The organism is Bacillus sp. ES1-5, from assembly GCF_022487605.1.
Lineage (GTDB): Bacteria > Bacillota > Bacilli > Bacillales > Bacillaceae_G > Bacillus_A > Bacillus_A wiedmannii.
This window is the reverse complement of sequence record NZ_JAKVPU010000003.1, coordinates 401,348-426,670: the sequence shown is the minus strand read 5'-3', so window position 1 is coordinate 426,670 and position 25,323 is coordinate 401,348. Positions and strand designations below refer to the sequence as shown.

24 protein-coding genes and 1 riboswitch are annotated in these 25,323 nt (G+C 34.7%); of the genes, 8 read left to right on the top strand and 16 right to left on the bottom strand.

From position 1 onward, the window contains the following. Positions 1 to 33: 33 nt before the first annotated feature. From MKO96_RS14435 to rraA, 6 genes are all read right to left on the bottom strand, one after another. On the bottom strand, positions 34 to 735 hold the full coding sequence (locus tag MKO96_RS14435) for an ECF transporter S component (protein WP_240587851.1): 702 nt from the start codon (positions 733 to 735) through the stop codon (positions 34 to 36). Next, positions 708 to 2,369: an ABC transporter ATP-binding protein gene (locus MKO96_RS14430; RefSeq protein ID WP_240587850.1), complete on the bottom strand. Its 1,662-nt coding sequence runs from the start codon at positions 2,367 to 2,369 to the stop codon at positions 708 to 710. Before MKO96_RS14430 ends, MKO96_RS14435 begins: the two co-directional genes overlap by 28 nt. Continuing rightward, positions 2,342 to 3,220, bottom strand: a complete 879-nt coding sequence (locus MKO96_RS14425) for an energy-coupling factor transporter transmembrane component T (RefSeq protein WP_240587849.1) — start codon at positions 3,218 to 3,220, stop codon at positions 2,342 to 2,344. Before MKO96_RS14425 ends, MKO96_RS14430 begins: the two co-directional genes overlap by 28 nt. Positions 3,221 to 3,242: 22 nt before the next feature. Next, positions 3,243 to 4,055 (bottom strand): DUF4430 domain-containing protein, encoded by an 813-nt coding sequence (locus MKO96_RS14420; RefSeq protein WP_240587848.1) that lies wholly within the window; start codon positions 4,053 to 4,055, stop codon positions 3,243 to 3,245. Between the two features lie 57 nt (positions 4,056 to 4,112). Continuing rightward, positions 4,113 to 5,909 (bottom strand): DUF4430 domain-containing protein, encoded by a 1,797-nt coding sequence (locus MKO96_RS14415; protein ID WP_240587847.1) that lies wholly within the window; start codon positions 5,907 to 5,909, stop codon positions 4,113 to 4,115. 338 nt (positions 5,910 to 6,247) lie between these two features. After that, positions 6,248 to 6,727, bottom strand: a complete 480-nt coding sequence (gene rraA / locus MKO96_RS14410; protein WP_240587846.1) for a ribonuclease E activity regulator RraA — start codon at positions 6,725 to 6,727, stop codon at positions 6,248 to 6,250. A 201-nt stretch (positions 6,728 to 6,928) separates the two neighbouring features. On the opposite strand from rraA, the gene MKO96_RS14405 reads away from it, so the two are divergent. Further along, positions 6,929 to 8,359 (top strand): YfcC family protein, encoded by a 1,431-nt coding sequence (locus MKO96_RS14405; protein WP_087981252.1) that lies wholly within the window; start codon positions 6,929 to 6,931, stop codon positions 8,357 to 8,359. A gap of 142 nt (positions 8,360 to 8,501) precedes the next feature. Here the strand turns inward: MKO96_RS14405 and MKO96_RS14400 are convergent, their stop codons facing one another. The 6 genes from MKO96_RS14400 to MKO96_RS14375 all read right to left on the bottom strand — a co-directional run bounded on the left by MKO96_RS14400 (position 8,502) and on the right by MKO96_RS14375 (position 14,789). After that, entirely contained in the window at positions 8,502 to 9,329 is an 828-nt protein-coding gene (locus tag MKO96_RS14400; protein WP_087981253.1) for an endonuclease I family protein, read from the bottom strand. Between the two features lie 388 nt (positions 9,330 to 9,717). Then, positions 9,718 to 10,074 carry a hypothetical protein gene (locus tag MKO96_RS14395; RefSeq protein ID WP_016129918.1) on the bottom strand — a complete coding sequence of 119 codons (357 nt, stop codon included), beginning with the start codon at positions 10,072 to 10,074 and terminating at the stop codon, positions 9,718 to 9,720. Between the two features lie 212 nt (positions 10,075 to 10,286). After that, entirely contained in the window at positions 10,287 to 11,165 is an 879-nt protein-coding gene (locus MKO96_RS14390) for a 5'-methylthioadenosine/S-adenosylhomocysteine nucleosidase (protein ID WP_240587845.1), read from the bottom strand. A 165-nt stretch (positions 11,166 to 11,330) separates the two neighbouring features. Next, positions 11,331 to 11,434, bottom strand: a riboswitch (purine riboswitch). Positions 11,435 to 11,652: 218 nt separating this feature from the next. Continuing rightward, positions 11,653 to 12,636, bottom strand: a complete 984-nt coding sequence (locus MKO96_RS14385) for an alpha/beta hydrolase family protein (RefSeq protein WP_240587844.1) — start codon at positions 12,634 to 12,636, stop codon at positions 11,653 to 11,655. Between the two features lie 15 nt (positions 12,637 to 12,651). Next, entirely contained in the window at positions 12,652 to 13,776 is a 1,125-nt protein-coding gene (locus tag MKO96_RS14380) for a helix-turn-helix domain-containing protein (protein WP_240587843.1), read from the bottom strand. Positions 13,777 to 14,273: 497 nt separating this feature from the next. Further along, a complete protein-coding gene (locus tag MKO96_RS14375) occupies positions 14,274 to 14,789 on the bottom strand; it encodes a LysR family transcriptional regulator substrate-binding protein (RefSeq protein ID WP_240587842.1) in 516 nt (171 codons plus the stop codon). A gap of 227 nt (positions 14,790 to 15,016) precedes the next feature. Between MKO96_RS14375 and MKO96_RS14370 the strand changes: the two genes are divergently transcribed. After that, on the top strand, positions 15,017 to 16,465 hold the full coding sequence (locus MKO96_RS14370) for a serine hydrolase domain-containing protein (RefSeq protein ID WP_240587841.1): 1,449 nt from the start codon (positions 15,017 to 15,019) through the stop codon (positions 16,463 to 16,465). Positions 16,466 to 17,274: 809 nt separating this feature from the next. Here the strand turns inward: MKO96_RS14370 and ybaK are convergent. Next, entirely contained in the window at positions 17,275 to 17,751 is a 477-nt protein-coding gene (ybaK, locus tag MKO96_RS14365; RefSeq protein ID WP_000710865.1) for a Cys-tRNA(Pro) deacylase, read from the bottom strand. A 339-nt stretch (positions 17,752 to 18,090) separates the two neighbouring features. Between ybaK and MKO96_RS14360 the strand changes: the two genes are divergently transcribed. Together MKO96_RS14360 and MKO96_RS14355 are read left to right on the top strand one after the other, a co-directional pair. Continuing rightward, the gene (locus MKO96_RS14360; RefSeq protein ID WP_240587840.1) at positions 18,091 to 19,368 is read left to right on the top strand and encodes a histidine--tRNA ligase; all 1,278 of its coding nucleotides are present in this window, start codon (positions 18,091 to 18,093) and stop codon (positions 19,366 to 19,368) included. Positions 19,369 to 19,530: 162 nt separating this feature from the next. Continuing rightward, the gene (locus MKO96_RS14355) at positions 19,531 to 19,839 is read left to right on the top strand and encodes a hypothetical protein (RefSeq protein WP_240587839.1); all 309 of its coding nucleotides are present in this window, start codon (positions 19,531 to 19,533) and stop codon (positions 19,837 to 19,839) included. Positions 19,840 to 19,960: 121 nt separating this feature from the next. Here MKO96_RS14355 and MKO96_RS14350 read toward each other — a convergent pair whose 3' ends face one another. After that, positions 19,961 to 20,341 carry a winged helix-turn-helix transcriptional regulator gene (locus tag MKO96_RS14350; RefSeq protein WP_000340656.1) on the bottom strand — a complete coding sequence of 127 codons (381 nt, stop codon included), beginning with the start codon at positions 20,339 to 20,341 and terminating at the stop codon, positions 19,961 to 19,963. A 129-nt stretch (positions 20,342 to 20,470) separates the two neighbouring features. Between MKO96_RS14350 and MKO96_RS14345 the strand changes: the two genes are divergently transcribed. Both MKO96_RS14345 and MKO96_RS14340 read left to right on the top strand, forming a co-directional pair. Further along, the gene (locus tag MKO96_RS14345; protein ID WP_240587838.1) at positions 20,471 to 21,154 is read left to right on the top strand and encodes an NAD(P)H-dependent oxidoreductase; all 684 of its coding nucleotides are present in this window, start codon (positions 20,471 to 20,473) and stop codon (positions 21,152 to 21,154) included. Between the two features lie 155 nt (positions 21,155 to 21,309). Beyond that, positions 21,310 to 21,591: a DUF1292 domain-containing protein gene (locus MKO96_RS14340; protein WP_002008111.1), complete on the top strand. Its 282-nt coding sequence runs from the start codon at positions 21,310 to 21,312 to the stop codon at positions 21,589 to 21,591. A 50-nt stretch (positions 21,592 to 21,641) separates the two neighbouring features. Here the strand turns inward: MKO96_RS14340 and MKO96_RS14335 are convergent, their stop codons facing one another. Beyond that, positions 21,642 to 22,700 (bottom strand): pyruvate kinase, encoded by a 1,059-nt coding sequence (locus tag MKO96_RS14335; RefSeq protein WP_240587837.1) that lies wholly within the window; start codon positions 22,698 to 22,700, stop codon positions 21,642 to 21,644. A 281-nt stretch (positions 22,701 to 22,981) separates the two neighbouring features. Between MKO96_RS14335 and MKO96_RS14330 the strand changes: the two genes are divergently transcribed. Further along, positions 22,982 to 23,458: a XoxI protein gene (locus tag MKO96_RS14330; RefSeq protein ID WP_240587836.1), complete on the top strand. Its 477-nt coding sequence runs from the start codon at positions 22,982 to 22,984 to the stop codon at positions 23,456 to 23,458. A gap of 71 nt (positions 23,459 to 23,529) precedes the next feature. Beyond that, positions 23,530 to 24,462 (top strand): hypothetical protein, encoded by a 933-nt coding sequence (locus MKO96_RS14325; protein WP_240587835.1) that lies wholly within the window; start codon positions 23,530 to 23,532, stop codon positions 24,460 to 24,462. 50 nt (positions 24,463 to 24,512) lie between these two features. Here the strand turns inward: MKO96_RS14325 and MKO96_RS14320 are convergent, their stop codons facing one another. Continuing rightward, positions 24,513 to 25,223 carry a hypothetical protein gene (locus MKO96_RS14320; RefSeq protein WP_240587834.1) on the bottom strand — a complete coding sequence of 237 codons (711 nt, stop codon included), beginning with the start codon at positions 25,221 to 25,223 and terminating at the stop codon, positions 24,513 to 24,515. Positions 25,224 to 25,323: the final 100 nt, after the last annotated feature.

Here is a 25,323-nt window from a genome sequence, read left to right as displayed (position 1 = left end):
AGTCGCGACCCTACCTTATATGAGTATGCTTTTCTATGCCATGTTATGCTTATCTAATATGCCATATTTCTTTTTAAATCTTGTAAGAATCGTAATCCAAGACGTACTAAATAATAGTAAGAAAACAACATTCGAAATCGCATGGCTCAAATCGAAATAAAAACTTGCGATATAATACGAAATGACAGCTTCCCACGTTGCCTCACGTATGAAACCGAGAAGCCCCCAAAAGTTCATAATCCAGCCAAATAAAAATCCAACAAATAATCCGTATAGGAGTCTTCCCCATAGCTTTTTCATTAAAAATGTATTACGTAATAATCCAGCTATAAAACCAATCATACCCCACGAAAACATTTGCCACGGCGTCCACGGACCTTGTCCTAAAAAGATATTAGATACGATAGCCGCTGTTGCACCAATCATAAAACCAGTTTCACTCCCAAACACAATTGCAGAAACGATAATGACAAATGAAGTCGGTTGTACACTTGGTAAAATAGAAAATGGTACACGGCTAACTGCTGCAATTGCCGCTAACACAGCAACGAGAACAATTTCACGTGAAACAAACGCCTTTCTTTCAAAGCGGATATAGAACGGTAACATAATAACAACTAATAAAAACAAACTACTTAACATGTAATAACCGTCCATGATAAGTGTAGTAAAGAGTAATGTGCCTATTATTACTGCAAAAATACATATTATGAATGCAACATATCGTTTGGACACGCTTCGTACACATCCTCCCACGTTAATGCATATGGCAACTCTTTTCGAATGAATCGATTAATAGATGTTGTATAAAAGAAGTTTCCACTAAAAAATTCCTTCGGTGCATCATTCATAATAACTGCTCCGTCAAATAACATCATGCATTGATCAACGTATTTCGCTGCAAACTCAATATCATGCGTTGCCATTACAATTGTTGTACCTTCTTTTTGTAGCTTTCTAAATAGCTCTCCTACTCTTTCTTTTTTCCACGGATCTAATCCCTTTGTCGGTTCATCGAGTAATAATAACGTCGGCTTTGATAATAACGTTGTACATAACGCAAGTAGTTGTTGCTCTCCTCCGCTACAATCGTGCGGATGGCGTTCTTTAAGCGAATGTAACCAAAACTGTTTTAGCATATCTTCTGCTATTTTTTTTCCTTGTTCTCCGTATAATTCACGTGCACGTTCATACACTTCTTCCCACACTGTATCAAATGTAAAATGATAATACGGATGTTGTGATACATACCCGATCCTTTTAAATCGTTCTTTCGAATCAATTTTATGTATCACTTTCCCATTCCACTTTACTTTCCCTCTTCTTGCTTTTTGCAATCCCGCTAAAATCGTTAACAGTGTAGATTTACCTGTACCATTTTTCCCAACGAGTGCTACCCATTTTCCTTTTTCAATCGATACTGTTAAATCTCGTAAAATAAGTGGACTATTTTTTTCATATTGAAAAGATATATACTCTGCATTTAAAATGACTTCTCGCCTTTCACTTTGTGCTATTGGCTCATTCACATATGATATATCTGAAAAGTTATTCAGTTTCATTTGTGCTTCTCGCACTGTAAACGGAATATCTTCTGCGTTCCATTCTAAAAACAATCTTGGAATTTGCGGAATAAATGGACGGAACTTTTCAACTTCCCACATGTTCGCTATAACCGTTTTAGGACTGCCATCATAAACGATTTGGCCATTATTCATACAAATAACGCGCGTAGCAAGTGGTATCACCTCATCTAAACGATGTTCACTTAAAACGATCGTAATGCCAAGTTCTTCGTTAATACGTTTTAACAATCCTAAAAATTCTTTCGCAGCAATTGGATCTAATTGCGCCGTCGGTTCATCTAATAATAATAATTTCGGCTGCATAACTAATACCGCAGCTAAATTGACGAGCTGCTTTTGCCCGCCAGATAACGTATGAACAGATTGATGCAATAAATCTTGAAATCCTAAGAAGCTAATAAGCTCTGCTATTCGTTTTTGAATAATCTGTGATGGTAACCCGATATTTTCTAAAGAAAATGCTAATTCTTGAATTACCGTATCCATTACGAGCTGATTTTCTGGATTTTGAAATACCATACCAATTTCTTGTGCAGATAATAAATCAGGTACTTCCTCTAATAAAACGTCATCATAAAAAATTTCTCCTGAACGTGTCCCAATTGGAAGTAATTCCTTTTTAAAATGTTTTAATAAAGTCGTCTTCCCAGAGCCTGATCCGCCGGCAAGTGCAATAAACTCTCCTTTTTGAATAGAAAGAGAAATATGCTGTAACGCATATTCGTTTTCATCAGCATATACAAATGATAAATTGTTTATTTCTGCATGCGCCACCATATCCATTCCCTTCCTTCCATTATAATTGGTAAACTAATAAACATCGTAAGTACGACAAACATCACTCCATCGTATTGCTGAAATAGAATAGATTCGACTTTCGGATAAATGATTAACTTTCCCCCGCCATACGTACTACATATAATAGCAATGATAAGTAGAATACTTAAATAACTGAGCGTATACCAATCTCGTCTTTCCATTCTATACCGAATATATGTCGTACGCTTCGTTACACCAAATCCACGAGCTTGCATAGAATCTGCTGTTTGCAGCGCATCTTCTAACGAACAAATTAATAATACTTGCAGCAATTTCATACCATTTTTCACCCGTTCTACAATTGAACCTGCATCTACTTGTACACCTTTCGTTTTTTGGACGAGTGTTATTTTCTGTAATCGCCTCATAAATAAAGGAACAAACCGCACTGTAATCATCGTTAACAATGCTACTTTCGGTGAAATTCTAGAAAACAAATATAAAAATTTATGACTTGAAATAATATCATTATACGAAGCAAACGTAAACATAATCGCAACTAGTAATAGCCCCATTACTACTCCAAACATAATCGCCTCAAGCTTAATACGGCTATCACCTAACCAAAATAATGTAGTTCGCCCTCTATGCGTTAATAACGAATTAAATAAAATGACCATAAAAAAGAAAACGATTGTGCTCGGTAACATCTTTCTAATCTTTTCGCTATTCCCTTGCATCACATTGATTATAACGATTAATAGAATTGCTCCAATTAAAAAAAGAGGATGAAGACACATCATACATAGTATCATCACCCCGATATAATAGAAAAAATTCACAAAAGGATGTAAAGAAGAAAAACTTATTTTCATAGTCCTTTACCGAATGCCTTTCTTATTTTAATACATACACCCACTCGATTGTATCTCCTGGTTTAACTGTTACTACACCTGCACTATGGTTTGGAAACGCACCGTTCACACGATATTTCCATCCACTAGTAGCTGTAATATCTTTTTCATATAAATCATTAATCCCTTTTACATAAATATCGCCTTTAGATCCATTCGCATCCACATCTAATCCTGTACTCGTTAGCACACTATAAACAGTATCGCCTTCTTGTACATCAACCTTTTTCGCACCTAATAAGTATCCTTCATTACCTTTTACTGAGATAGTGACTTGTTTTGCTTGCGGTTTAGGTATTACTGGGTCTGGTTTTGGTGGGTCTGGTTTTGGAACGGTCGGAGTCGGTATCGTTTTCTCCTCTTTATTCGGATCAACCTTCTGCTCCTGCTTCGGTGTTTCTTTCGGCTGATTCACAACCTTCGCTTCTTCTTTTACTTCCTGCGCTTTTGGCTGTTTCTTTTCTTCTTGTGCTTTTTGTTGTTCTGGTTGTTTATTAACAGCAGGCTGTTCCTGAGGTTTTTCTTCTTTCTTTACTTCCTGTTGTGCCTGTGGCTTTTCTTCTTTCGGCTTCTCTTCTACTTTTTGTTCTTGTTTCTCTTTCTGCTCTTCTTGCTGCTTTTGCTCTTGTTCAGCTGGTTTTTCTTCCGGTTTCGCTTCATCTTTTTTCTCTTCTTGTTTTGCTACCTCTTCTTGCTTTGGTTCTACTTTCTTCTCAGGCTTTACAGCTGCCTCTTCACACCCGGCAAGTAGCCCAAGTGAAAGCATGAAAGAAATAAACCACTTCATCTTATTCATGTTGTCTCTCACCTTTCATATTAAAAATTAGGAGCAAATGATTGCTCCTAATTTTTGTTAAGCTGCTTTACGTCTCCATAATACATATGCAGCAGCAATACATAATACACCCATACCTACTTCTGTAGCTGCACTATGAGAAGATGCTCCTGTTTTTGGTAACGTGCTACCGTTTCCAGATTTTTTATTTTTAACTGTTTCGTTATCGACAACAACTTTTAGCGTGTCATCTTTCGTTTCCTGTTGTACTTGTTTTTGTTCTTGTGGTTGTTCAATAACTTCTTTTTCTACTACAACATTTTCTGAATCCACATTTGGTTTCTTATCGATTTCAGGAACAGATACATTTGACCAATCATAAATCGATTTTCCAACATTTTCAAACTGAAGTAAAGCTAAGAATGCTTGCTCTGTAGCCATTCCGCTACCGTTTTGATCGCTTGGTAACCATTTGAATTCACCATTTGGAAGTTGGTATGATAGTAGATTTTGCATTGCCTTATGTAGACGATTTTGATCTACATCTTTCACAAGTGATAATCCAATAATTGCTTGCGCAACACTATTAGAATTTTCTTGTCCATCAGCAGAGAAACCACCATTTTCTAACTGTTCTTTATATAAATAAGCAACAGCTTTCTCTACAGCTGGCTTCACATCTGGTCGATCTTGATAAGGAGCTAATGCCGATAAAACCATACCTGTTACATCAACGCTACTAGCACTGTCTTTACTGCTTGCACTATCGTAAGTCCAGCCGCCATCTGTATGCTGTGCGTTTAAAAGTGCATCTACTAAAGCAACTCGATTCCATTTTGAATTCACTGGAACTTCATATTTCTTCGTATCAAATGCAAGTAAAGCAAATGTATAACCTGTAACAGAATTCACTTTATCTGATTCGTACAATTTTTGAACTAAATTATGTTCGCCTACCTTTGTAGGGTCTGCATGCATTGCATTCATCATAATAATTGTTCTAGCTAAATCTGTCGCTGAAAAACGATTAATGCGCTTTTCTACTTTTTCAGTTACAGACTTAATATAATTTAATTTCGCCTCAATTGGTATGTTCTTTCCAGAACGAGAAAGTCCTAAAGCTACCCAATCACTTTCAATTCCATCTTGTAACATCTTTTCAGACGTCTTAGAGATCGCTTCATTTACTTGCGCTGCTGGAATTTGAATGTTCTCTTGCTTTGGTTGTTCTACCTTTTCATCATTTGTTTTTGGTTCTTCTGGTTTTTCTTGTTTTGGATCATCTGTTTTTGGTTCTTCTGGTTTTTCTTGTTTTGAATCATCCGTTTTTGGTTCTTCTGGTTTTTCTTGTTTTGGATCATCCGTTTTTGGTTCTTCTGGTTTTTCTTGTTTTGGATCATCTGTCTTTGGTTCTTCTACAGTTTTACAAGTACCAAATTTATCTAATGTTTGCTGTAATGTTTCCTGGCTCATATTGCTCCAGTCTGCAACAAAACGAAAGACAACAACATCTCCAGCATTTAATTTATAACTATCTGCTCCAACTTCTGCAGATTTATCATTTACATCATACAACCAGCCACTTGTGTCCCCAGCCATTAAACCGTCAATGCCTTTAACATACGTTCCAAAAGACATCGTCTCTGCTGTTACTTTGTCCCCCATGACTTTTTGCAACAAACTTAAAGCTGTTTCCCCATCTGTAATTTGCTCTTCTTTCGGACATAACATAATGCCCTTTTGTGATTCACCAATAATTGCAAGTTTTGCTGTATTTCCTTCAGCAAACGTAATATGTACTGTATTCGCAAAAGAAACAAATACAAGTGTAACTGCCATTAACGACGTAAGCAGCCATTTTTTCAACATTGCCATCCCAAAATTTCCTCCCTTACTACTATTTACACAAAAAAAGGCCCTTCAAGGGCGTGCAATTGACACTCTTTTTTTGTAAGTGTCGAACAAACTGCGCAACACCTCCGACCCGCATCATTCGCGGCTATATTTGTATAGGAAAAATAATTTTGTTTATGAACGTATCATTGTGATACCATTCACTTTTCTAGGCACAACTTACTTCCATTTCAGTTATCGTAAAACGATAAACCTATACATTCTGTTAATTATAAATTTCTGTATTATTTTACTATTGACAAAGAATTTTGTCCATGCTTTATCGGATTTATTTTCTAAGAATAGTAACTTATTAACTCTTAACTATGTAAACTCTTTTTACTAATAATGACGCCATCTTCATCCACATACACATATTCATTCGGATTCCATTCTACTTGTCCAAATTGCAATGAAATATCCCGCTCTCCTTTTCCTTCCTTTACACTTCTATTTGGCATCGTTCCTAACGCTAAAATACCAATATTAATATTCTTTAGTTCACTAGAATCACGAACATATCCATATACAATAATTCCTGCCAGCTTTCTCTCCTCAGCAATAGCTGCCAAATTATCACCAAGTAACGCACAATTCGTAGACGCTCCTCCATCAACAACTAATACCGTTCCTTCTGGTAATGTTTGCAATCCCTCTTTCACTAGTACATTATCATCCTTTACTTTTACCGTTGCAATTTTCCCGTGGAATTGTTCTTTCTTCCCAAAAGACCGAAAAGACTGACGACATATTTGTAATTCATTCTCAAACTCATCACATAGATCCGTAGTTTTCCACATCTTTTTCCCCTCTTTTCCTTATTCTTTCTATATAACATATTCTTTGATTATTTTCGTTTCCCTGTCTAACGTTGCAAGAATTTGTATGTGCAGGAAAAGCATAGAAAAACTATTGCCTTAAGAAGCCACCTTTATTATAATCTATTTCACAGATAAAATTCAGAATATTTAAAATTAACAAAGTGAAAAAGGAGGGTTTTTATGCAATTACATACCGAGGTAAAAAAGCAGCCGAGTAAACGAAAGTTTAAAATGCCTGACGCGTACGTACTACTATTTTTTATTGCCTTACTTTGTGCCATTGCTACATACTTCGTTCCTGCTGGAGAATTTAAAAGAGTTACAAACGGTACTGTTACAACGACAATACCAGGAAGCTATCATTCTGTTCCACAATCGCCGGTAGGGTTTGTTTCTTTTTTTACCGCTATTGAAAAAGGGATGACACTTGCTGCTCCTATCATCTTCTTAATTTTATTTACAGGTGGAGCCATTGCAATTCTTGAAAAAACAGGTGCTCTTGACGGTTTAATCTATCATGTGATTAACAAATTTCGAAATCAGCAATTCCTTTTCATTTGCATTGTCGCTGCGCTCTTTTCTATTCTCGGCACGACTGGCATTATCGTTAACTCAGTTATCGGCTTTATCCCCATCGGCATCATCGTTGCACGCACATTAAAATGGGACGCTATCGTCGGCGTAGCAATTATTTATTTAGGCACTTATGCTGGTTTTAATGCTACTATATTATCTCCCTCACCTTTAGGCATTTCACAAAAGATCGCAGAACTTCCAATGTTTTCAGGGATTGGTTTACGTACGGCAATCTATATCTCTTTTTTAATTGCCACCATTTTATATATTAATTGGTATATAAAACGCTTAAAAAAATCGAATAAAGGCAGCATACTCGGAGATAACTGGTTTCCAAGTAACGCTCTTTCAAGTGAGAAAGATACAGAGAAAACAGAAGTTCCTTGGACAATACGTCATAAATTAATTTTACTCGTTTCAGCTTTATCCTTAATTGTATTTTTAATAGGCGCTTTCCGTCTACATTGGACAGACGCCGAAATGACCGCTACTTTTATTTTCATAGCAATTACAGCTGGAATAATAGGTGGCATGAAAGCGAACGATATCGCTTCTACTTTTCTAGCAGGCTGCCAAAATCTCATATATGGTGCTTTAATCGTCGGAATGGCTCGGTGTATTTCAGTCATTTTAGAACAAGGGAAATTACTTGATACAATCGTTAATCAACTCGCACAGTCTCTCGAAGGACATAGCCCTGTATTTGGCGTTCTCGGCATGTATGTAAGTAGTGCCGCATTACATTTCCTCATTTCATCCGGGACAGGTGAATCTGTTATTTTCATTCCGATATTGGCTCCATTAGCCGATTTCATGCACATTACACGCCAAGTCACAGTACAGGCTGTTATGCTTGGAGAAGGTGTAGTGAACTGCCTCAACCCAACTTCCGGTGTTTTAATGGGTGTTCTCGCAGCGAGCGGCATTTCTTACGGAAAATGGATTCGATTTATGGCTCCACTTGCATTCATTTGGTTTATCATTGGACTTATTTTTCTTATTATTGGCGTGAATATTGAATGGGGACCTTATTAAAAGACTCATATTATACTTAACTTGATAAAATAGCTATTCTATTATCCAATCCTATAAAAATTATTTATTCTAGTATAGATATAAATAGGGATTGATCATAGTGATCAATCCCTTCTCTCAAAGTAAAATACCTTTAAGTATTTTAGTTCCAAATTTTATTTACCCATTCCGGATGATCAATAAAAGGATTACGATTATGTTGATATTTCGTAAAAATCACTTCATTACGCTTTCGCTCTAAATCATCTACCGGGTCTTGTTCATTCCATTTTAGTAAAACGGATAGTTTGCCCATGTATGGATCTTTATTGTTATTCACCTTTTCATTTAATTCTAAGTCTATTTCCCCATTGTCTCCTTCATAACGAACAGCCATATAAAATAGCATTCTAGCGATATCTCCTTTTACACTATCACGAGGTTCCCAAGAATCACTATCATATTTACATTCTGTCGCTTCCGAATGATTCACACCACCATTATCAAAATCCAGATTTCCACGTGAGCTATTTACAGATACATCCGTCGCTCTTAAATGATGCAAATCAGTTCCAGCTCCTGCAGTCGTTCCAAAATTACCGTGAGATTTTGCCCAAACATGCTCTCGGTTCCAATTATCAACTCCTGAACCATTCGTAAGTTTCCCTTGCGAACGCCCAGTATATAAGAGTATCACATTGTTTTTATTATTTGGATCTTCATCAGTATCTCTTAGTGCTTCCCAAACCGCACTGTATGATAACTTTGTATGATCATCAATAATATTATGAAGTTCCTTCTTTAATTCTAAACCCGTTTTTCCTATTGCATTATTATAATATGTATCATCATAGCTTTTTACAGTAATCTCTTGTGGTGATGCAGAAGCTACTTCACCGTGTATGATATTTGTGAATGATAGAGATGCAGTACCTAAAATAAAAAATGAAGATAGTGTAACCATAGCAAGCTTTGTATTTCGAAACTTCATATACCCATTTCCCCTTTAACATATAATTTGAAGCTATTAACTAAAAAGTGCTTTCTAACCCCAAAAAACTTTTAGAAAGCCATACCCACCCTTTTCTTTTTATTTAATACAAAAACTCTATTGAGTCTGTATCATTTCCACACTTTTGGTTTATCTACTTTTCAAGGAATATCCTTCTCTAGTAAAAATTATTAAAATATTCCTTACAATTAAAAAGTAGTTTAATGTTAACTCATAAATTCCAATTTTTTTATGCAATTATGCATATTTGATAAATCGACTTTTCCTTTTTCTATAACTGTCTTTATTTTTTGTGTAAAACCCTTCTTCCTCTGAAGAATAAGTACAAAAATAGATTGGATACCATGTAGGCACCAATCTATTTTAATTAAAGAAACTGTGTCAATTCTGAGTTCACAACACGTTGTGCAGTAATGATAACACTTTCAGCTGTTAGTCCATAAACACTATATAGTCCACCAGGTTGATTAGGAACAATTTGAACTTCATATTCAAATGCTTGTCCAAAAGCAGGATGAACTAAACTTAGAGTTGCAAAAGTAGAAGCATTAGAATTCACATTGAAGTTTATCTGTTCAATTAATGCTAATGAACCGTCAAGTCTAAAAACTCTAGCTACTCCAGTAAGTGGGCCCGCAGTACGGTTAAGGATCTTCACCCTAACTCTATTTGCATTAGCAGGTTGATTTCCTACGTTTTCAATTGGTCCTGTAGTAAGAGCCATATAACATCACCTCCATTATATTATTATGATATTCAACAATACACATTGATGTTATAGTTTAATTACCCAATTTATTTTAAATAAAAAAGCTTGTTTCTTATATTTTTTATAAGAAACAAGCTTTTCTTTTTCAACTACCATTCCTAAGACAAGTTTATCCGTCTCAAAAACATTTACAGTTACTTGACGTTTATGCTGGGACAGAACTACTACTATTTACTTTGCATTGAATCTATATATTTTTTAACTACTTCATATACATATTCTTGATTTGCCGCTGCTGTATTTGGATTGTATTTTCCGCCGTTTGTTTTATTGTTAGATAATACTCGAATCCCTAAAAATGGTACGTCATAAGCTTTAGCAATTTGCGCTGCTGCAGCACCTTCCATTTCTTCTACAGATGTACCGTATTTTGTATGGAACCACTTAATTCTATCTACTTCATTATTCCAAAGGTCTGCTGAACCAATCGTACCTTCAACTACTTTACCTTTTGTATATGTATCTTTTACCGCATTCGCTGCTGCCAGTAACCCCTTATCTCCTTCATAGTATCTGATTTTCTCAGCATTTGGATCTTCTCCTGCACTTCCTTCAGAAGCCATTAAGTCCATAGAAATCCATTTTGTCGGCTCAATTCCTTGATTCTCATCCATATTTGTTGTTTTTAATGAACCTATGTTTGCTACTTGTTTTCCTAAAACAATATCAAATACGTTTAAATTTGGATCGTGTCCACCCGATGTTCCTTGGTTAATAATCGCCTTAGGCTTATATTTTTCAATAGCCACTGCTGTAGCGGCTGCTGTATTTTCCATTCCTTTACCTGTTTTCGCAACGATTACAGGATAATTGTCGACAGTTCCTTTATAAAATGTAAAAGTTCCAGACTTTTCTTCTTTCACATTTTTTAACCTTTTTGCAAACTTCTCAGCCTCTATCGGCATTGGCCCTTGAATTAAAATAGGTTGTTGATTACTTTTTGCCTCAACTTGTTTTGGACCCGCATTACATCCCGCAAGTATTGAGGATGATAATGCAATAGTAGTTACTAGGGCAGCACATTTTTTCAACATATTCTTCTTCATAAATAATCTCTCCTCTTTCTCTTGTTGTTTTCTATACTCGATGCTTTTAGTCCAAACAAAAAAGTTCTAGAAATTGTAGAAGAATCTCTACTTTCTAGAACTACGGTAGTCAAAGTTAATTAAGCACATGCAAAATTATAGATCGGTAGCGCACATTACATAGAGCGACCGAATACTTTAACCCGTAGTCCAGTTCTTTCATTGGGAACTAGGTAGAAACGCTCGGACCATATTACCGAGTATATACGAGTGGTGATGTGTAAAATTATTATATTGGTAATATATCAAACCTTTAGTGTACACGCAATCTAAATATGAACATTTTTAACAAAAATCATTTTTAATGTTCGTTTTTAAAAGGTTAATCAATCTAATTAACCTTTACAAAATGAAAAACACCATAAAAAAACTTATAATCCGAATACCAAACTAAATCCACCTACAACAACCGAGCTTTTACAAGCAATTAAGCTTTCTCACATCCGCCTTATATTGAGCTGGAAGTCTTTTCCCCCTCGTATTGCGAGATAAAACGCGCATCCATCCAATTCACAATTATTTCTTCCAACTCTGGATGAAGTGGCTTATCCGCACTTTCCACATAAATCTTTTTAAATTCTAACGCTTTAAAATCACCTTCAAAATATTTTAAGGTATGATCCATATTTTTTATTGCATACACTTCAGAGTCACCTTGCACATAATCACCAATTCTCTTCGCTTTTTCAGGATTTGCCTGAAAGTCTTTATCACCAGCAATCGCTAACACTGGGCACGTTACTTTCATTAAATCTTTATAAATGTCATGCTGAAAATGCTCTCTAAACCATTTTGCGTTCATTGGCTTAAAACCAATTTTTACAATATCTTTTTTTGAGTTTATCATTTTCTCTGTTGCTTTTTGCGCCTGCTTTTCTCCTCGTTTCTCAATATTGAGCAGACGCATTAACTTTCCTTTTATTCCTTTTTGCTCTTTTAACTCCTTATAAATAATCTCTCTTTGTCTTTTCGTAGCCTCTTCTAATGATTCCGCAGCTCCTGTAAGAAGTATGAGTCCATTAACTGGTGTTCTTGCGTTTACTACAGTCGCTAACATACACCCTTCACTATGACCAACTAAAATGATATTTTCCGGATCAACAAATGGTTGTTCTTTTAAATACGTAATAACAGCTTCTACATCGGATACTAAATCCCACATCCCAACTTTCATAAATTCACCCCTACTTGCTCCAACACCACGTTTATCAAAACGTAATGTAACTACTCCGAGATTTGTAATTAGATGTGCCAAGTCTTTATACATATTCCCTTTCATATTCAGTGGCATTATCGTTCCATCACGATCAACTTCCCCAGATCCAGCAATAATGACAACAGCCGCATACTTCCCGTCGGATTTCGGTTTAGTAATTGTTCCTTGCAAAGTAAATTCACTATTTATCGCTACTTCATATTCATCAAAGATCATCCTTTTGCCCTCCCTCTATTCTTTTATACCCAATTTAAATTTCAAACTCGCTATAATATTTTTATACTCTAGTAAATCTTTCATCGATGCGAAAATCGGGTTCTCTGCAATGCCTTGTAACATACTCCGCTTTATAATCTCTTCATTTCTAACCGTTTTAGCGCCGAGCGGAAATTCTGCAAACCATCCATCAATCGCATCAAAATAGGAATCGCCGTGTAAATGTAAACTATTTACTGTGAAACTAGCCGCACAAACTGTTGCGTATTTCTGCAACATTTCTAATGCTCTTTCAAAATTTCCTTGCATGCAATATACTTGTGCAGCAGCATAGTATACTTTTAAAGTCATATTGGGATGTAATGTTTCTATTTCATATATATCTATTAACATAAAAGCTCTATTTAAAATTAACTCTACCTTTTCAGCGTTTGAAGCATTTACTACTACATAATTCGGTATTGTCGCAACGAATTGTATTAAATGTTGGTACATACTAATTTGCATAATTTCATTCGCCTTTTCAGTATTTCCGAGCATTTGATACGCCTGTGCGATTAGATCTTCCTCTGGAAAGTTAGGACGAATCGTTTCACCAAGTAATTGAAGCACCTCATTTGGTTTATTGAGTATAAGATAGCAAGTTGCTTGAAACGTTACCGCCTCTTTCACAAGAGAAACATCATCACTTTCTTCCTGCACCCTGCTAAAAAGAGACATTGCCTCTTCTAAAATTTCAATTCTTTTATCCGTATCCTCTGTTAACATATGGTGGTTTATAAAAAGTAGTCCCACTTGAAGTAATAACGGAAAACAAGAATAATATTTTTTGATTATTTCTCTGCACTCTATCATTACTTCATCAAACGGTTCTTCACTAAAAGCTTCCGCTAGTCTATGATATAAATTTTTAATATCTTCCTGTTCCATTTGCGGTGTATAACAGATTAGTTCATCTATACTTATATTAAAGTACGATGCTAACAGTGGTAAAAATGTAATATCCGGATAACTCTGCCCCGTCTCCCATTTGGAAACAGATGCCTTTGTAATACCTATATACGCCGCTAACTCTTCCTGCGTAATCCCCTTTTCTTTTCTCTTATCCGCAATTATTTTATGAATATTTATCTCCTTCACATCATCACCTCATACTTTTATTATATGCTTTTATTTCACACAACATATGGATTTGAAGTCGACTTTCGTTAACAAAATCAACTGTTAGGAAACATGTCTCTAAAATCAAAGGCAGGAACATATTTGATATGTTCCTGCCTTTTTATTGTGGGTTACCAATACATAGCCATCTAGCTAAGATTTTGAAGTACTGCAAAATCAAAAATTTCATCTCACCACAGTTTTCTATGGGAATCCAGTGAACAGTTTATTTACATAATTCTCGTTCTCAGAAGTACAGTTTTAAAAGTAATTTATCCATAGTGATATTAAAATTACTACTAACAGGGGTAGCACCACATCGCTATCAAGCTAAGAAAAGCAAATACCCCCAAAACGAAAAAACAAGCTGTTTTCTGTCATAAACACACGGAATTTTCAACCTAGGGGTGCTATAAAATTCTTAACTTGTTAGGCAGGTGGCGATATCTCAAAGATAAATTAGTAGGTGTGAGTCTCTAAGTAGCCATTTGTTTTTTTAAAAAACTAATAAATGATTTCTTTAGTAGATTATCTTTTTGATTAGCCAACATAAAAACTCGAATCGGTCGGTGTATTGGCATCCCTTTTACATTCAATATTTTAATTTTTTCGGATTTAGGGTCGTTATCAATGATGAATTTAGACATAACTGCAACGCCTAAATTGTTTGATACTGCAATTTTAATTGCTTCTGATTGATTCATTTCAATGATATATTTAGGTTGAAAATTGTATGTTTCACACCATTTTTCAAAATGATTGCTTGTGTTAGCCCCTTCTTCTCGGATAATGAATCGATGTTTTTTTAATTCATGAAAATCAATAAAATTACTTATTTTAGCTAATGGATGGTTTGTACTTACAATTAAAACTAGCGTATCATGACCAATGATTTCAGAATTTAATTTATCGTTTTGTATGTATAGTGATAATAAAGTTATTGAATTTTGATTAAAAAAGATAAGAGCCTTACTACATTCTATATGCAGCAAGGCTCTTTAAAGTTGTTTCAAATTATATCCATCTGCTTATGTAATGCTTAAAAAATGGATAATAAAGTTGTTTACTTCTTATTGAACTAACGCCCCCGTTAGTTCAAGTGTAACTCTTCACAATTATTTGATATTATATAGATAAATAGAAAGATAAATTAGAATTTGGTTTATAGTTATAAAAATAAGTTATTTACACCCTTATAATTCTTCAAAAAGGAGAGTGTATGAAAAAAACTATTGTTTTTGTATTAACGATATTTATATTATTCTCAGGATTTGCAACACAAAGTTATGCGTTGTCAGATTCGAAATCTGTGGCAATACAAGCATTGCTAGATGATGCCTGTCGTACGTCAGGTGTGCCTGGAATGTCACTCTCAATACTTGCTGATGGTGAAGTGTTCTACTTTTCTTCTGGGTATGCAGATCTTGAAAAGGGACTGTCTGCAAGTGAAAATACACTCTATGAGTTGGCCTCGGTGAGTAAAGCTTTTACTGGTATGGGGATTTTGCTATTGGAAGAGCAAGGGCTGCTATCAATGACTGACCCTATCCAAAAATATTTACCTTGGTTTACGTTAAAGTATCAAGGTAAACCTGTTGATATGCAAAACCTTACACTAAATAACTTTCTTCACCATACCAGCGGCCTAACAAATATTAGACATCTTCAAAATATTCCACAAGGTAATACGCCTGATATGTTGCTAAAGACTGTGGAAACGCTGGTAGATGTAGAACTGGCGTTCTCTCCCGGTGAACAATATAACTATGGAACCGTTAATTATGACGTATTGGGTTTGGTTATTGAGATTGTATCACGACAAAGCTATGAAAATTTTATGAAGGAACAGGTATTTCTACCCTTAGGTCTTCACCAGACGTATGTTTATAAAGAAGATGCTCAAGCCACTGGACAGTTAGCGCAGGGCTACCGTTCTTCCTTTTTTATAACAACTCCATTTAACGCTCCGGATTATGCTGGGAATAAACCTGCCGGCTATATCATTTCTAATACAAAAGATATGGCGCGTTGGATGGGCATACAGATGGGTATCGTGCAGGGCATACCCGAAATATTTCACAGGGCCATCGAAAAATCACATAGGGGTGATATGTCTGTTTCGGCTGTCAATGATATGTATTATGCGGCAGGTTGGTCGGTAAACGCCGAACAAACGTTTATAGCACACACTGGGGGTAATCCAAATTTTAGTACCGAAGTAGCCATACTGCCAAATGAAAGAACAGCCATCTGCTTACTGAGCAACGGCGCAAATACCAATATAAACCTGGTACTAAAAGTTAAAAATATATTAAACGGCAATCTAACTCAGTCATATGAGATAAGCGGCACACAGCTTTTGGACATCATTTTGTCGTCTACCACAATTATTCTTTGCCTATTAGCCGTTCTGTTATTTTTCTTAGGATTAAGAAAAAGGAAAACGAATGAGCAGCAGCCAATGACAAAAAAGAGAACAATCGTAACAATTATTTGCCTAATCGCTACGATTGCCCAGTGTATAATGTTTTTTGCCTTCGATTGGTCAACGATACTTATTTGGCAAACATATAGTGTTCTTACAGCTTTAATTTCGTCAACATTATTAACAGCAAGCATTACTTGGTTTGTATATACTCACCGATTAGATGCCTCGGTCCGAAAATAAGTATAATGTTAAGTAAATAAATCTTAATTTATCGATATCCTAGTTAAACCCATTTGCTATTTCTTCCACTAACCTGCCTCGTTAGTAGAAGAAGGATTTTTTAACAACTATATTATTTGTTTAATGACTTTATTGTAAATTAAACAACTTTATTATCATTACATTGGAAGAAGAAAAAATAACAAAAAACAATAGTCTTCTAGATCCTGTTTCTCAACATTCTAGTAAAAGAGCTACTTTATTAGCTCTTTTTTATTGTAGAAAGATTGTATACCGTATTCACGTTTGGTTAACATAACATCTTATTATTGGTAGAAAAAAAGGCTGATTTCTACTTTTACAAGGAATCCGCCTTTTTCTTATTCTATGACTCTATTCATTTCTTATACATTCCTATCCTGGCGTGAGTTTCAGGGTTCTTGTTTGTTACTGGATTAGCCGAAAAACTGTATAAAATCGTGCATACTCTTAGTATGGGGTTTTTCAAAAATACTGGCCCCCCCCAATATGTGCTTTCTTATGGGTATTTCTTGAACCCTCATTCCCCCCTCCCATCCTTTGTCTATCTTTAAGAGTAACTCAGCGTGTTTATTTACAGTTCTTGCAACGAGGCATTGTACTCCTCCTATAGCCAAACAAACGATTCAAATTACACATCCATATTTTTTTGATCAAACTACAAATGCAATCTTTTTTCATTTCATTCATTATGTAAATAAAACAGGATAATCCGCCATCATAATGGACTAATTATCCTATAAATCTTTATCTAAGTTTAATAAAACTAGAACTTCTTTCCCTATGTATCATTACTTCGTTACCTCACCAAACTGCGCTCTCGTTACTTTCGCTAAGTCATCCACTTTCAGCTCAATTTGGATACCGATTTTCCCGCCGCTTACAATGATCGTTTCAAGCGATTGAGCACTCTCATCAATACATGTAGAAAATAACTTCTTCATTCCGACTGGTGAACAACCGCCGCGAATGTATCCTGACACTTTCGTAATATCTTTTACAGGAATCATTTCAATTTTCTTTTCACCAACTGATTTTGCCGCAGCTTTTAAATTCAGTTCCTCATCTACCGGGATAATAAACACATGATAATTTTTACTATTCCCTTGAGCGATTAACGTTTTATATACTTCTCTCACTTCTCGTCCAATTTTCTCAGCTACTGATACGCCATCAATTTTCCCATCGTCTGGATCATATGACATCATCGAATATTCAATTTTTTCTTTATCTAATATTCGCATCGCATTAGTCTTATCTTTTTTCATAGTGGTCTCCTTAAACGGTTATTTCATATTATTAAGTTTTATTATACACCCTTTTCCATTTCTCCTACATAACTTCACGTATATTTCAAAACTAAAAATATTGATAATTCAAAAATCATCTGATATAATTTGGAAAAACTTATGTTAAGGAGAGATTTGTCATGCGAAATATTAATACTTCTTTCCAACTTCATCATCATACGTAACGCCGTGTATCCGAAGAAAATTTTTCTTCGTGGGTACAGGGCTTTTCCTGTTGACCCACGAAGCGTTCATAAAGCTATGTGGGTATTTTTATACCTGCATAGCTTTTTTTAATTTAAAAAAGGAGTGATTATGATGGAAATGAAAAACGTAAAAGGAACGAAAGATTATTTACCAGAGGAACAAGTGCTGCGAAATACAATTAAAAGAGCGTGTGAAGATACGTTTGAACGATACGGATGTAAACCGTTAGAAACACCAACGTTAAATATGTATGAGCTTATGTCTTACAAGTACGGCGGTGGCGATGAAATTTTAAAAGAAATATATACGCTTCAAGATCAAGGAAAACGTGACCTTTCCTTACGCTACGATTTAACAATTCCATTCGCAAAAGTCGTGGCAATGAATCCGAACATCCGCCTCCCTTTTAAACGGTATGAAATTGGAAAAGTATTTCGAGATGGACCAATTAAACAAGGGAGATTTCGTGAGTTCATTCAATGTGACGTTGATATTGTCGGTGTAGAATCAGTCATGGCAGAAGCGGAACTTATGAGTATGGCGTTTGAACTGTTCCGAACGTTAAACTTAGAAGTAACGATCCAATATAATAACCGAAAATTATTAAACGGTATACTCGAGTCCATTAACATCCCTACTGAACGAACGAGTGACGTCATTTTATCATTAGACAAAATCGAAAAGATTGGGATTGATGGTGTACGAAAAGATGTATTAGAGCGCGGAATTTCTGAAGAAATGGCTGATACGATATGTAATACCGTTTTATCTTGTCTAGAGCTTACAATTGCTGACTTTAAAGAAGCTTTCAATACTCCACTCGTTGCCGAAGGAGTAAACGAATTACAACAATTACAACAATATTTAATCGCCCTTGGAATAAATGAGAATGCTATATTCAATCCATTTTTAGCACGAGGACTTACAATGTACACAGGCACCGTATATGAAATCTTTCTAAAAGACGGCTCAATTACATCTAGCATCGGTAGCGGCGGTCGATACGATAATATTATTGGAGCATTCCGTGGTGATAATATGAACTATCCAACTGTCGGTATTTCATTCGGTTTAGACGTTATTTATACAGCACTATCACAGAATGAAACGATATCATCTACAGCGGATGTATTTATCATCCCACTCGGGACAGAATTACAATGCTTACAAATTGCCCAGCAATTACGTTCTACCACTTCCTTAAAAGTCGAACTTGAACTAGCAGGACGCAAATTAAAACGCGCCCTTAATTATGCAAATAAAGAGAATATCCCTTATGTGCTTATTATTGGGGAAGAAGAACTTAGTACAGAAACCGCTATGCTGCGGAATATGAAAGAAGGTAGTGAGATGAAAGTCTCCCTTTCTTCTTTAAGTAGTTATTTATAATACGAACCACCCTCGTTTGGGTGGTTTTTCTATTTTATAGATAACGAAACAATTAGTTTACATAAAATAATTATATTCTACTAAAAACCACAAGTATTCAATATCCAATTATCTATTATTTTTGGTAATATATAGATACGAATTATTTTAGGAGGATTTACTTTGAAAACTTACATACAAGCACTAAAGTGGGCCACAGGGATCTATCATCTTTTATTGATTCCTTTTTGTTATTTATTTCTAAATCATGCTAACCTATATGGGATACCTTTACTAGTGATTGCTTTACATATCACTACCATTTTATTGGCTAAAAAAGAAGGCATGAATACGTACCCTCATTATATCGGTATTATCGTTACTCTAGTTGCCTTCTTTCCTTATATAGAAATCGTTCTACATATTATAGCGGCCGTTTTCCTTTTATTAGATGCAATTTCCACTACTAAAAAGAAAGTTTTTGATTCATAGCAAAATCAATAGCACATCCCAAGAATAGATTCACATGCATTTTAATGACAACCAAAATTTTAGAAAGTAAAAAATAAAAGGTGTCTTCACCTATGGAAAACACCTTTTATTTCTCCAACTCTTAACTATTATTTTTCGTATTCCTACTCTCCAAAACTTTCTCCATATTATGAGTTGCCCACTCCATCATTAATAGAATCATTGGACGTAGTGATTCACCAAGCTCAGTTAATGAATATTCTACTTTTGGCGGCACTTCACGGTATACTTCACGATGTATAATGCCATCTGCTTCAAGTTCTCTAAGCTGAAGCGTTAACATTCTTTGTGTGATATTAGGTTTTAATCTTTTTAATTCATTAAATCTCTTTGTACCATCTAATAAATGATACAAAATAACCCCTTTCCATTTTCCGCCAATAACCTCAACCATAGCTTCCACTGGACAAGAATATTTATTTAAAAATGGGTAATTTATATTATTTTCGTTTGAACAATCCATAATAAATCCCTTCCCTTATCAATAGTATCTTTTTTGATACTATAACACATAAATGTGCGTACTTGTATCTATGTTACTTTAAAAATATAATTTACTTACAAAAATAAATTAACGAAAAGAGGAACTTTTATGACAAATACAAAACAAATTACAAAAGAGAAAATTATGGAGGCCTTTCATTTCAGACATGCATGTAAAGAGTTCGATCCTATGCACAAAATTTCAGAAGAGGATTTTAATTTCATTTTAGAAACAGGCAGATTTTCTCCTTCTTCTTTTGGTTATGAACCTTGGAAATTTATTGTCGTGCAAAATAAAGAATTAAGAGAAAAACTACAACCGTATTCATGGGGCGCTGGTGGGCAACTTGCAACAGCAAGTCACTTTGTCATTGTTCTTTCAAGAAACATTAAAGATATGCATTATGATGCAGAGTATATTAAATATATGATGAACGATATTATTGGATTGCCTGAAGACACTCAAAAAATTAGATATGAATTCTTCAAAAAGTTCCAGGAAACAGATTTTAACTTATTACAATCCGATCGTGCTGTATTTGATTGGGCATCTAAGCAATCTTATATTGCTTTAGGTAATATGATGACGAGTGCAGCTCAAATTGGCATTGATTCTTGTCCAATAGAAGGATTTGATAAAGAGAAAGTAGATTCTTTACTTCGTCAAGAAGACATTATAAAAGACGATAATCTTGAAGTGTCTGTTATGGTTGCCTTTGGTTACCGTAAAGAAGATCCAAAGCGTGATAAAACAAGACAAACTATGGATACAATTGTTGAATGGATTAAGTAATATAACACTCACAAATGAAACTCCTTCTAGCTAAATACTTATTCTATTGAAAAATCAGTTGTTTTTCTAATGTATGAAATTGATTTTTCATGGAAAGATATGTTAGTATGTATACAGTTTGAGCGCTCTATTTTTTAGAGTCGAACAGGAGGAGAATGGATATGTCTGATATTGAAGTTGGCGAAGTGTTTACTCTCAGTGATGAGAATAATGAGGATCAGGAAGTAGAAGTACTTGGAGCGATGGATGTCGAAGGCGCAGAATATATTGCAGTTGCCTTCGTAGAAGACATTCAAACAGAATCTGAGGAAGACATTGATATTTTCTTTTTAAAAGTAGAAGAAGATAATGAGTTTTCATACATTGAAAATGATGAAGAGTTTGATAAAGTATCTGCTGCTTTTGATAAAATTTTGGACGAGCAAGAGCAAGAATAATATGAATGAAAAACACGAGGGTGGATGCATATCCGCCCTCTTTTTATTTATCACTCATCCAAAGACTTATGCAGCAATTCCAGTACATCTTTCATTACAAAAGGACCGTCTTTTTTCACATGCTCAGCGAATTCAGAAACGAGACGTAATGTTTGTACACTTTCAATCGGATGCTCGCCTGATGCACTTTCAGCGGAAAGCATAACAGCATTCGTTCCGTCCAGTACAGCTTGAAACACATCAGTTACCTCAGCCCTTGTTGGAATAGAATGATCTACCATTGATTGAAGCATTTGTGTCGCTGTAATAACATATGTATTCGTTCGATTACATTCCTGAATCATCATTTTCTGCAAGAGCGGAATAAATTGATACGGCAACTCTACTCCTAAATCGCCCCTTGCAATCATAATTCCGTCTGCTTCTTTACATATATCTTGAAAATTCTCGATTGCTTCCATCGTTTCTATTTTGGCAATTACATTAGGTGAAGTTTCTTTGTACTGTTGTATAAAATCTCGTATTTCTTTTATATGACTAGGTTTTCTTACGAAAGAACATGCGATAAAATCAACATCCTCTTCTAGAAGAAACTGAATGTCTTTTTTATCTTTCTCTGTAATAGCTGGTAAACTAACGATTGCCCCTGGTAAGTTCACCCCTTTATGAGATGAGATATTACCACCTGTTTTCACCTTTGTTTCTATTTTTTCCGTACTTACCTTTTCAACGATTAACTCAACTTCGCCATCATTAATTAAAATTCTACTGCCAACTTTCACATCATTCGCGATTCCTTCATAATCCACACTTGCTTCCTTATTACTCCCTGTAACTGGCTGCGTATGCAAAGTAAAAGAATCTCCAACCTGAAGTGTAATTTGTTCTCCTTTTATTTCACCTAACCTTATTTTAGGACCTTGTACATCGCCTAAAATTTTAATAGAATCATCTAACGATTTTACTAAACGAATAATATCTTTATGACTTTCATGCGTGCCATGTGATAAATTCAACCGCACTATTTTCATACCATTGTTTATTAACTGCGCTAACGTTTCTTTATTATTACTTGCTGGCCCAATTGTACAAACTCGATCGATTGTCATTTTTATCACTATCCTTTTTAGATAAGTTTCCCACATAACCTTAAAAATAACAGAGATCATGAAATGAATAGATTTAAATTTACACGAATTTCATAAAGTTAAACCTGTTTCCCTTGCTGTCTAAGCATTAGAAGAGATATTCGATTTTTTACAAATGAAGAAATGTTGAATCAAAAGTAAAAGGTAAGTTAAGTATGGGACAAGTTATTGAGAGTTTCAAAATTTTCATATATTGTATGAATTGAGTTCGAACTCAAAAATTTAAAAAGGTGGGAAAATTAGTGAATATGAAAAAATCTTTAGCGGTGACAACTTTAGGGTTAGCGGTTTTAGGTTTTGGTTTTACTAATAACGCAAGTGCCTCAGAGGTGGGTGCTGCAGACAAGCAGCCTGTTTTAGTTGACTATGATACAGTTCAATCAGCAAAAACATCTACTGTTCCTAGTTTGGTTGTTGCAGCTGCACCTAAGAATGACTCTAACATTAGCGTGTATACTCCCTTTTTCGGTAACCCATATGCAGTTGCTAAATCGAAATCAACTACGACCGAAGACTATATTTATGCAAAAGCAAGAACTTTCAATGGCGATGGCTCAATAGTGAATACGAAAAGTAATAGTGCGAAAAAATCAACTTATGTAAGTGCTACAGCGACCAACACAAGTGTTTATTATGGAGATGATTATGCTATTGGTAATCATACCTATAAATTAAATGGTTATAATGATGTGAATCACGAAACAAAAGCTTCCTGGTAAGAAAGAGAAAAAAGATATGCATCTTGCATATCTTTTTTCTCTTATATTTTAAATATATTGAGGTGCTATTTATGAAACAAATGTATATTATTATCAGTGTTATACTTATTTCATTAATTATCATTTATGTTTTATTCCCTACTTCAATCATACAACCACATACATCTCCTAAAGAAAATAAGCGAGAGCAACAAACCAATACTATTTCTTACGGATTGAAGAATACTAAAGGTGAACATATTAACAATGGTAGTGAAATTACTATGGAGAATAATAAAATAAATGTATCGTTATCATTCATACATAATGTTGATGAAGACCGAAAATATGGATTAATTGTCCTAGAAGATTACGAACAAAAACCTTTTAAAATAGAAGAAGCTGCTAATGAAATATTACACTATTCTTTTGATATGAAACCAAATAGTTCAATTACTACGAGAATCACTTTACACACTTCTCCTAATGCAAGTGAATTAACCTTTTTAATAATTAAAAAACCTGAATATAAATTAAAAGATAATGACTTAAATAAAGCGGTTATATTAGAAGAGATTTTAAGTATGCGATACTCCATAAATTCCTCTCAGGAGAGACGCAAAAAAATAAAACTCACCTTTATACAACCAAATACTATTTTAAAAGATGGTCTTTATGAACCATTATTTGTTACGAACAATGAAGAAAAATTACAAACTGTCTTCTCTGAAAAAGAAGGCAGACAATTAACCTTATCAAACGGTAATGAAACAAAAGATGAAATGACTTACGCAATCGTGGCATTTAAAGATTGGGAACAAGTTGAAATATGTAATGATAAAAAAATCGTTTATACTGCGGTCGCACCTGAAACGAGACAAATTTTCAATTTCACATTGCCTTCAGTGGATCAGGAAAGTAATTTTCAGCTCGTCGCTTTTCCATTTCCTTATAAAACTAGCGAAGAAGATTATGTCAGTCAACAAGCATTCGGTTCATTTCGTATCGTAATTGAAAATAAATAGACTTTTACAAAAAATACAAAAAAGCCTACTTCCACAGTAGGCTTTTGAAACTACGAAAGTTTCGTTATTAGCTGATTTAAATCTTTTTTCGTTTTCGTCGTTAATGATTTCATTTTATTAATATCTATCTTTTCTTTCTCCGCTCCTACAATTAACGGATACATACTTTGTCCAATTGTTTTATATTCAGCTGGGTGAGATGCTTCTAACTCTTTCTCGATTACATCCCACTTTTCATTAATTTGTTTTCCAAGTTTATTTACTGTTTCTAATTTAGGATTTGCAGCTAATTGCTTGTCTAAACTTTCAATTAATGCAGCAACTTCTTTAACATTTGTTTTCACAGCTACGCTTTTCTTCGGATCTTTCGTTGTTTTTCCGTTTGAGTTTGTACTTGTACTTTGATCTGTCGTTTTTCCGCTAGTCGTTTCGTCATTCGTTTTTCCTGTCGTCTCTTTTTCTTTTGTTTTCACATTCTCATTTTGAGATGATGTTTTACCGTTACTTTCTGTTCCTGATGATTCTTTCGTATTTTTTGCATCTTTATCTGTTTTTTCATTTGAAGAAGTATTTGTATCTTTTTCAGTATCTTTCGTTGTTTTTGACGTCTCATCTACACTTGTCGTTTTTGCTTCTCCTTCATTTTGCGCTGTTACTTGTTCTTTCTTTTCTGTCTCTTTCTCTGCTGAAGGACTACAAGCTGCCATAGTAAGCATTGTACCAATTGTTATCGATGCGATAGCGACCTTTTTCATTTTCATATAAATCCCCCTATGTTTACTTTATTTATCCTCCCCTTTACGATTCGATTTCCCCTTAAAAAATCCCTTTTCATACGAATTACCATCTTTCCGACAGTAA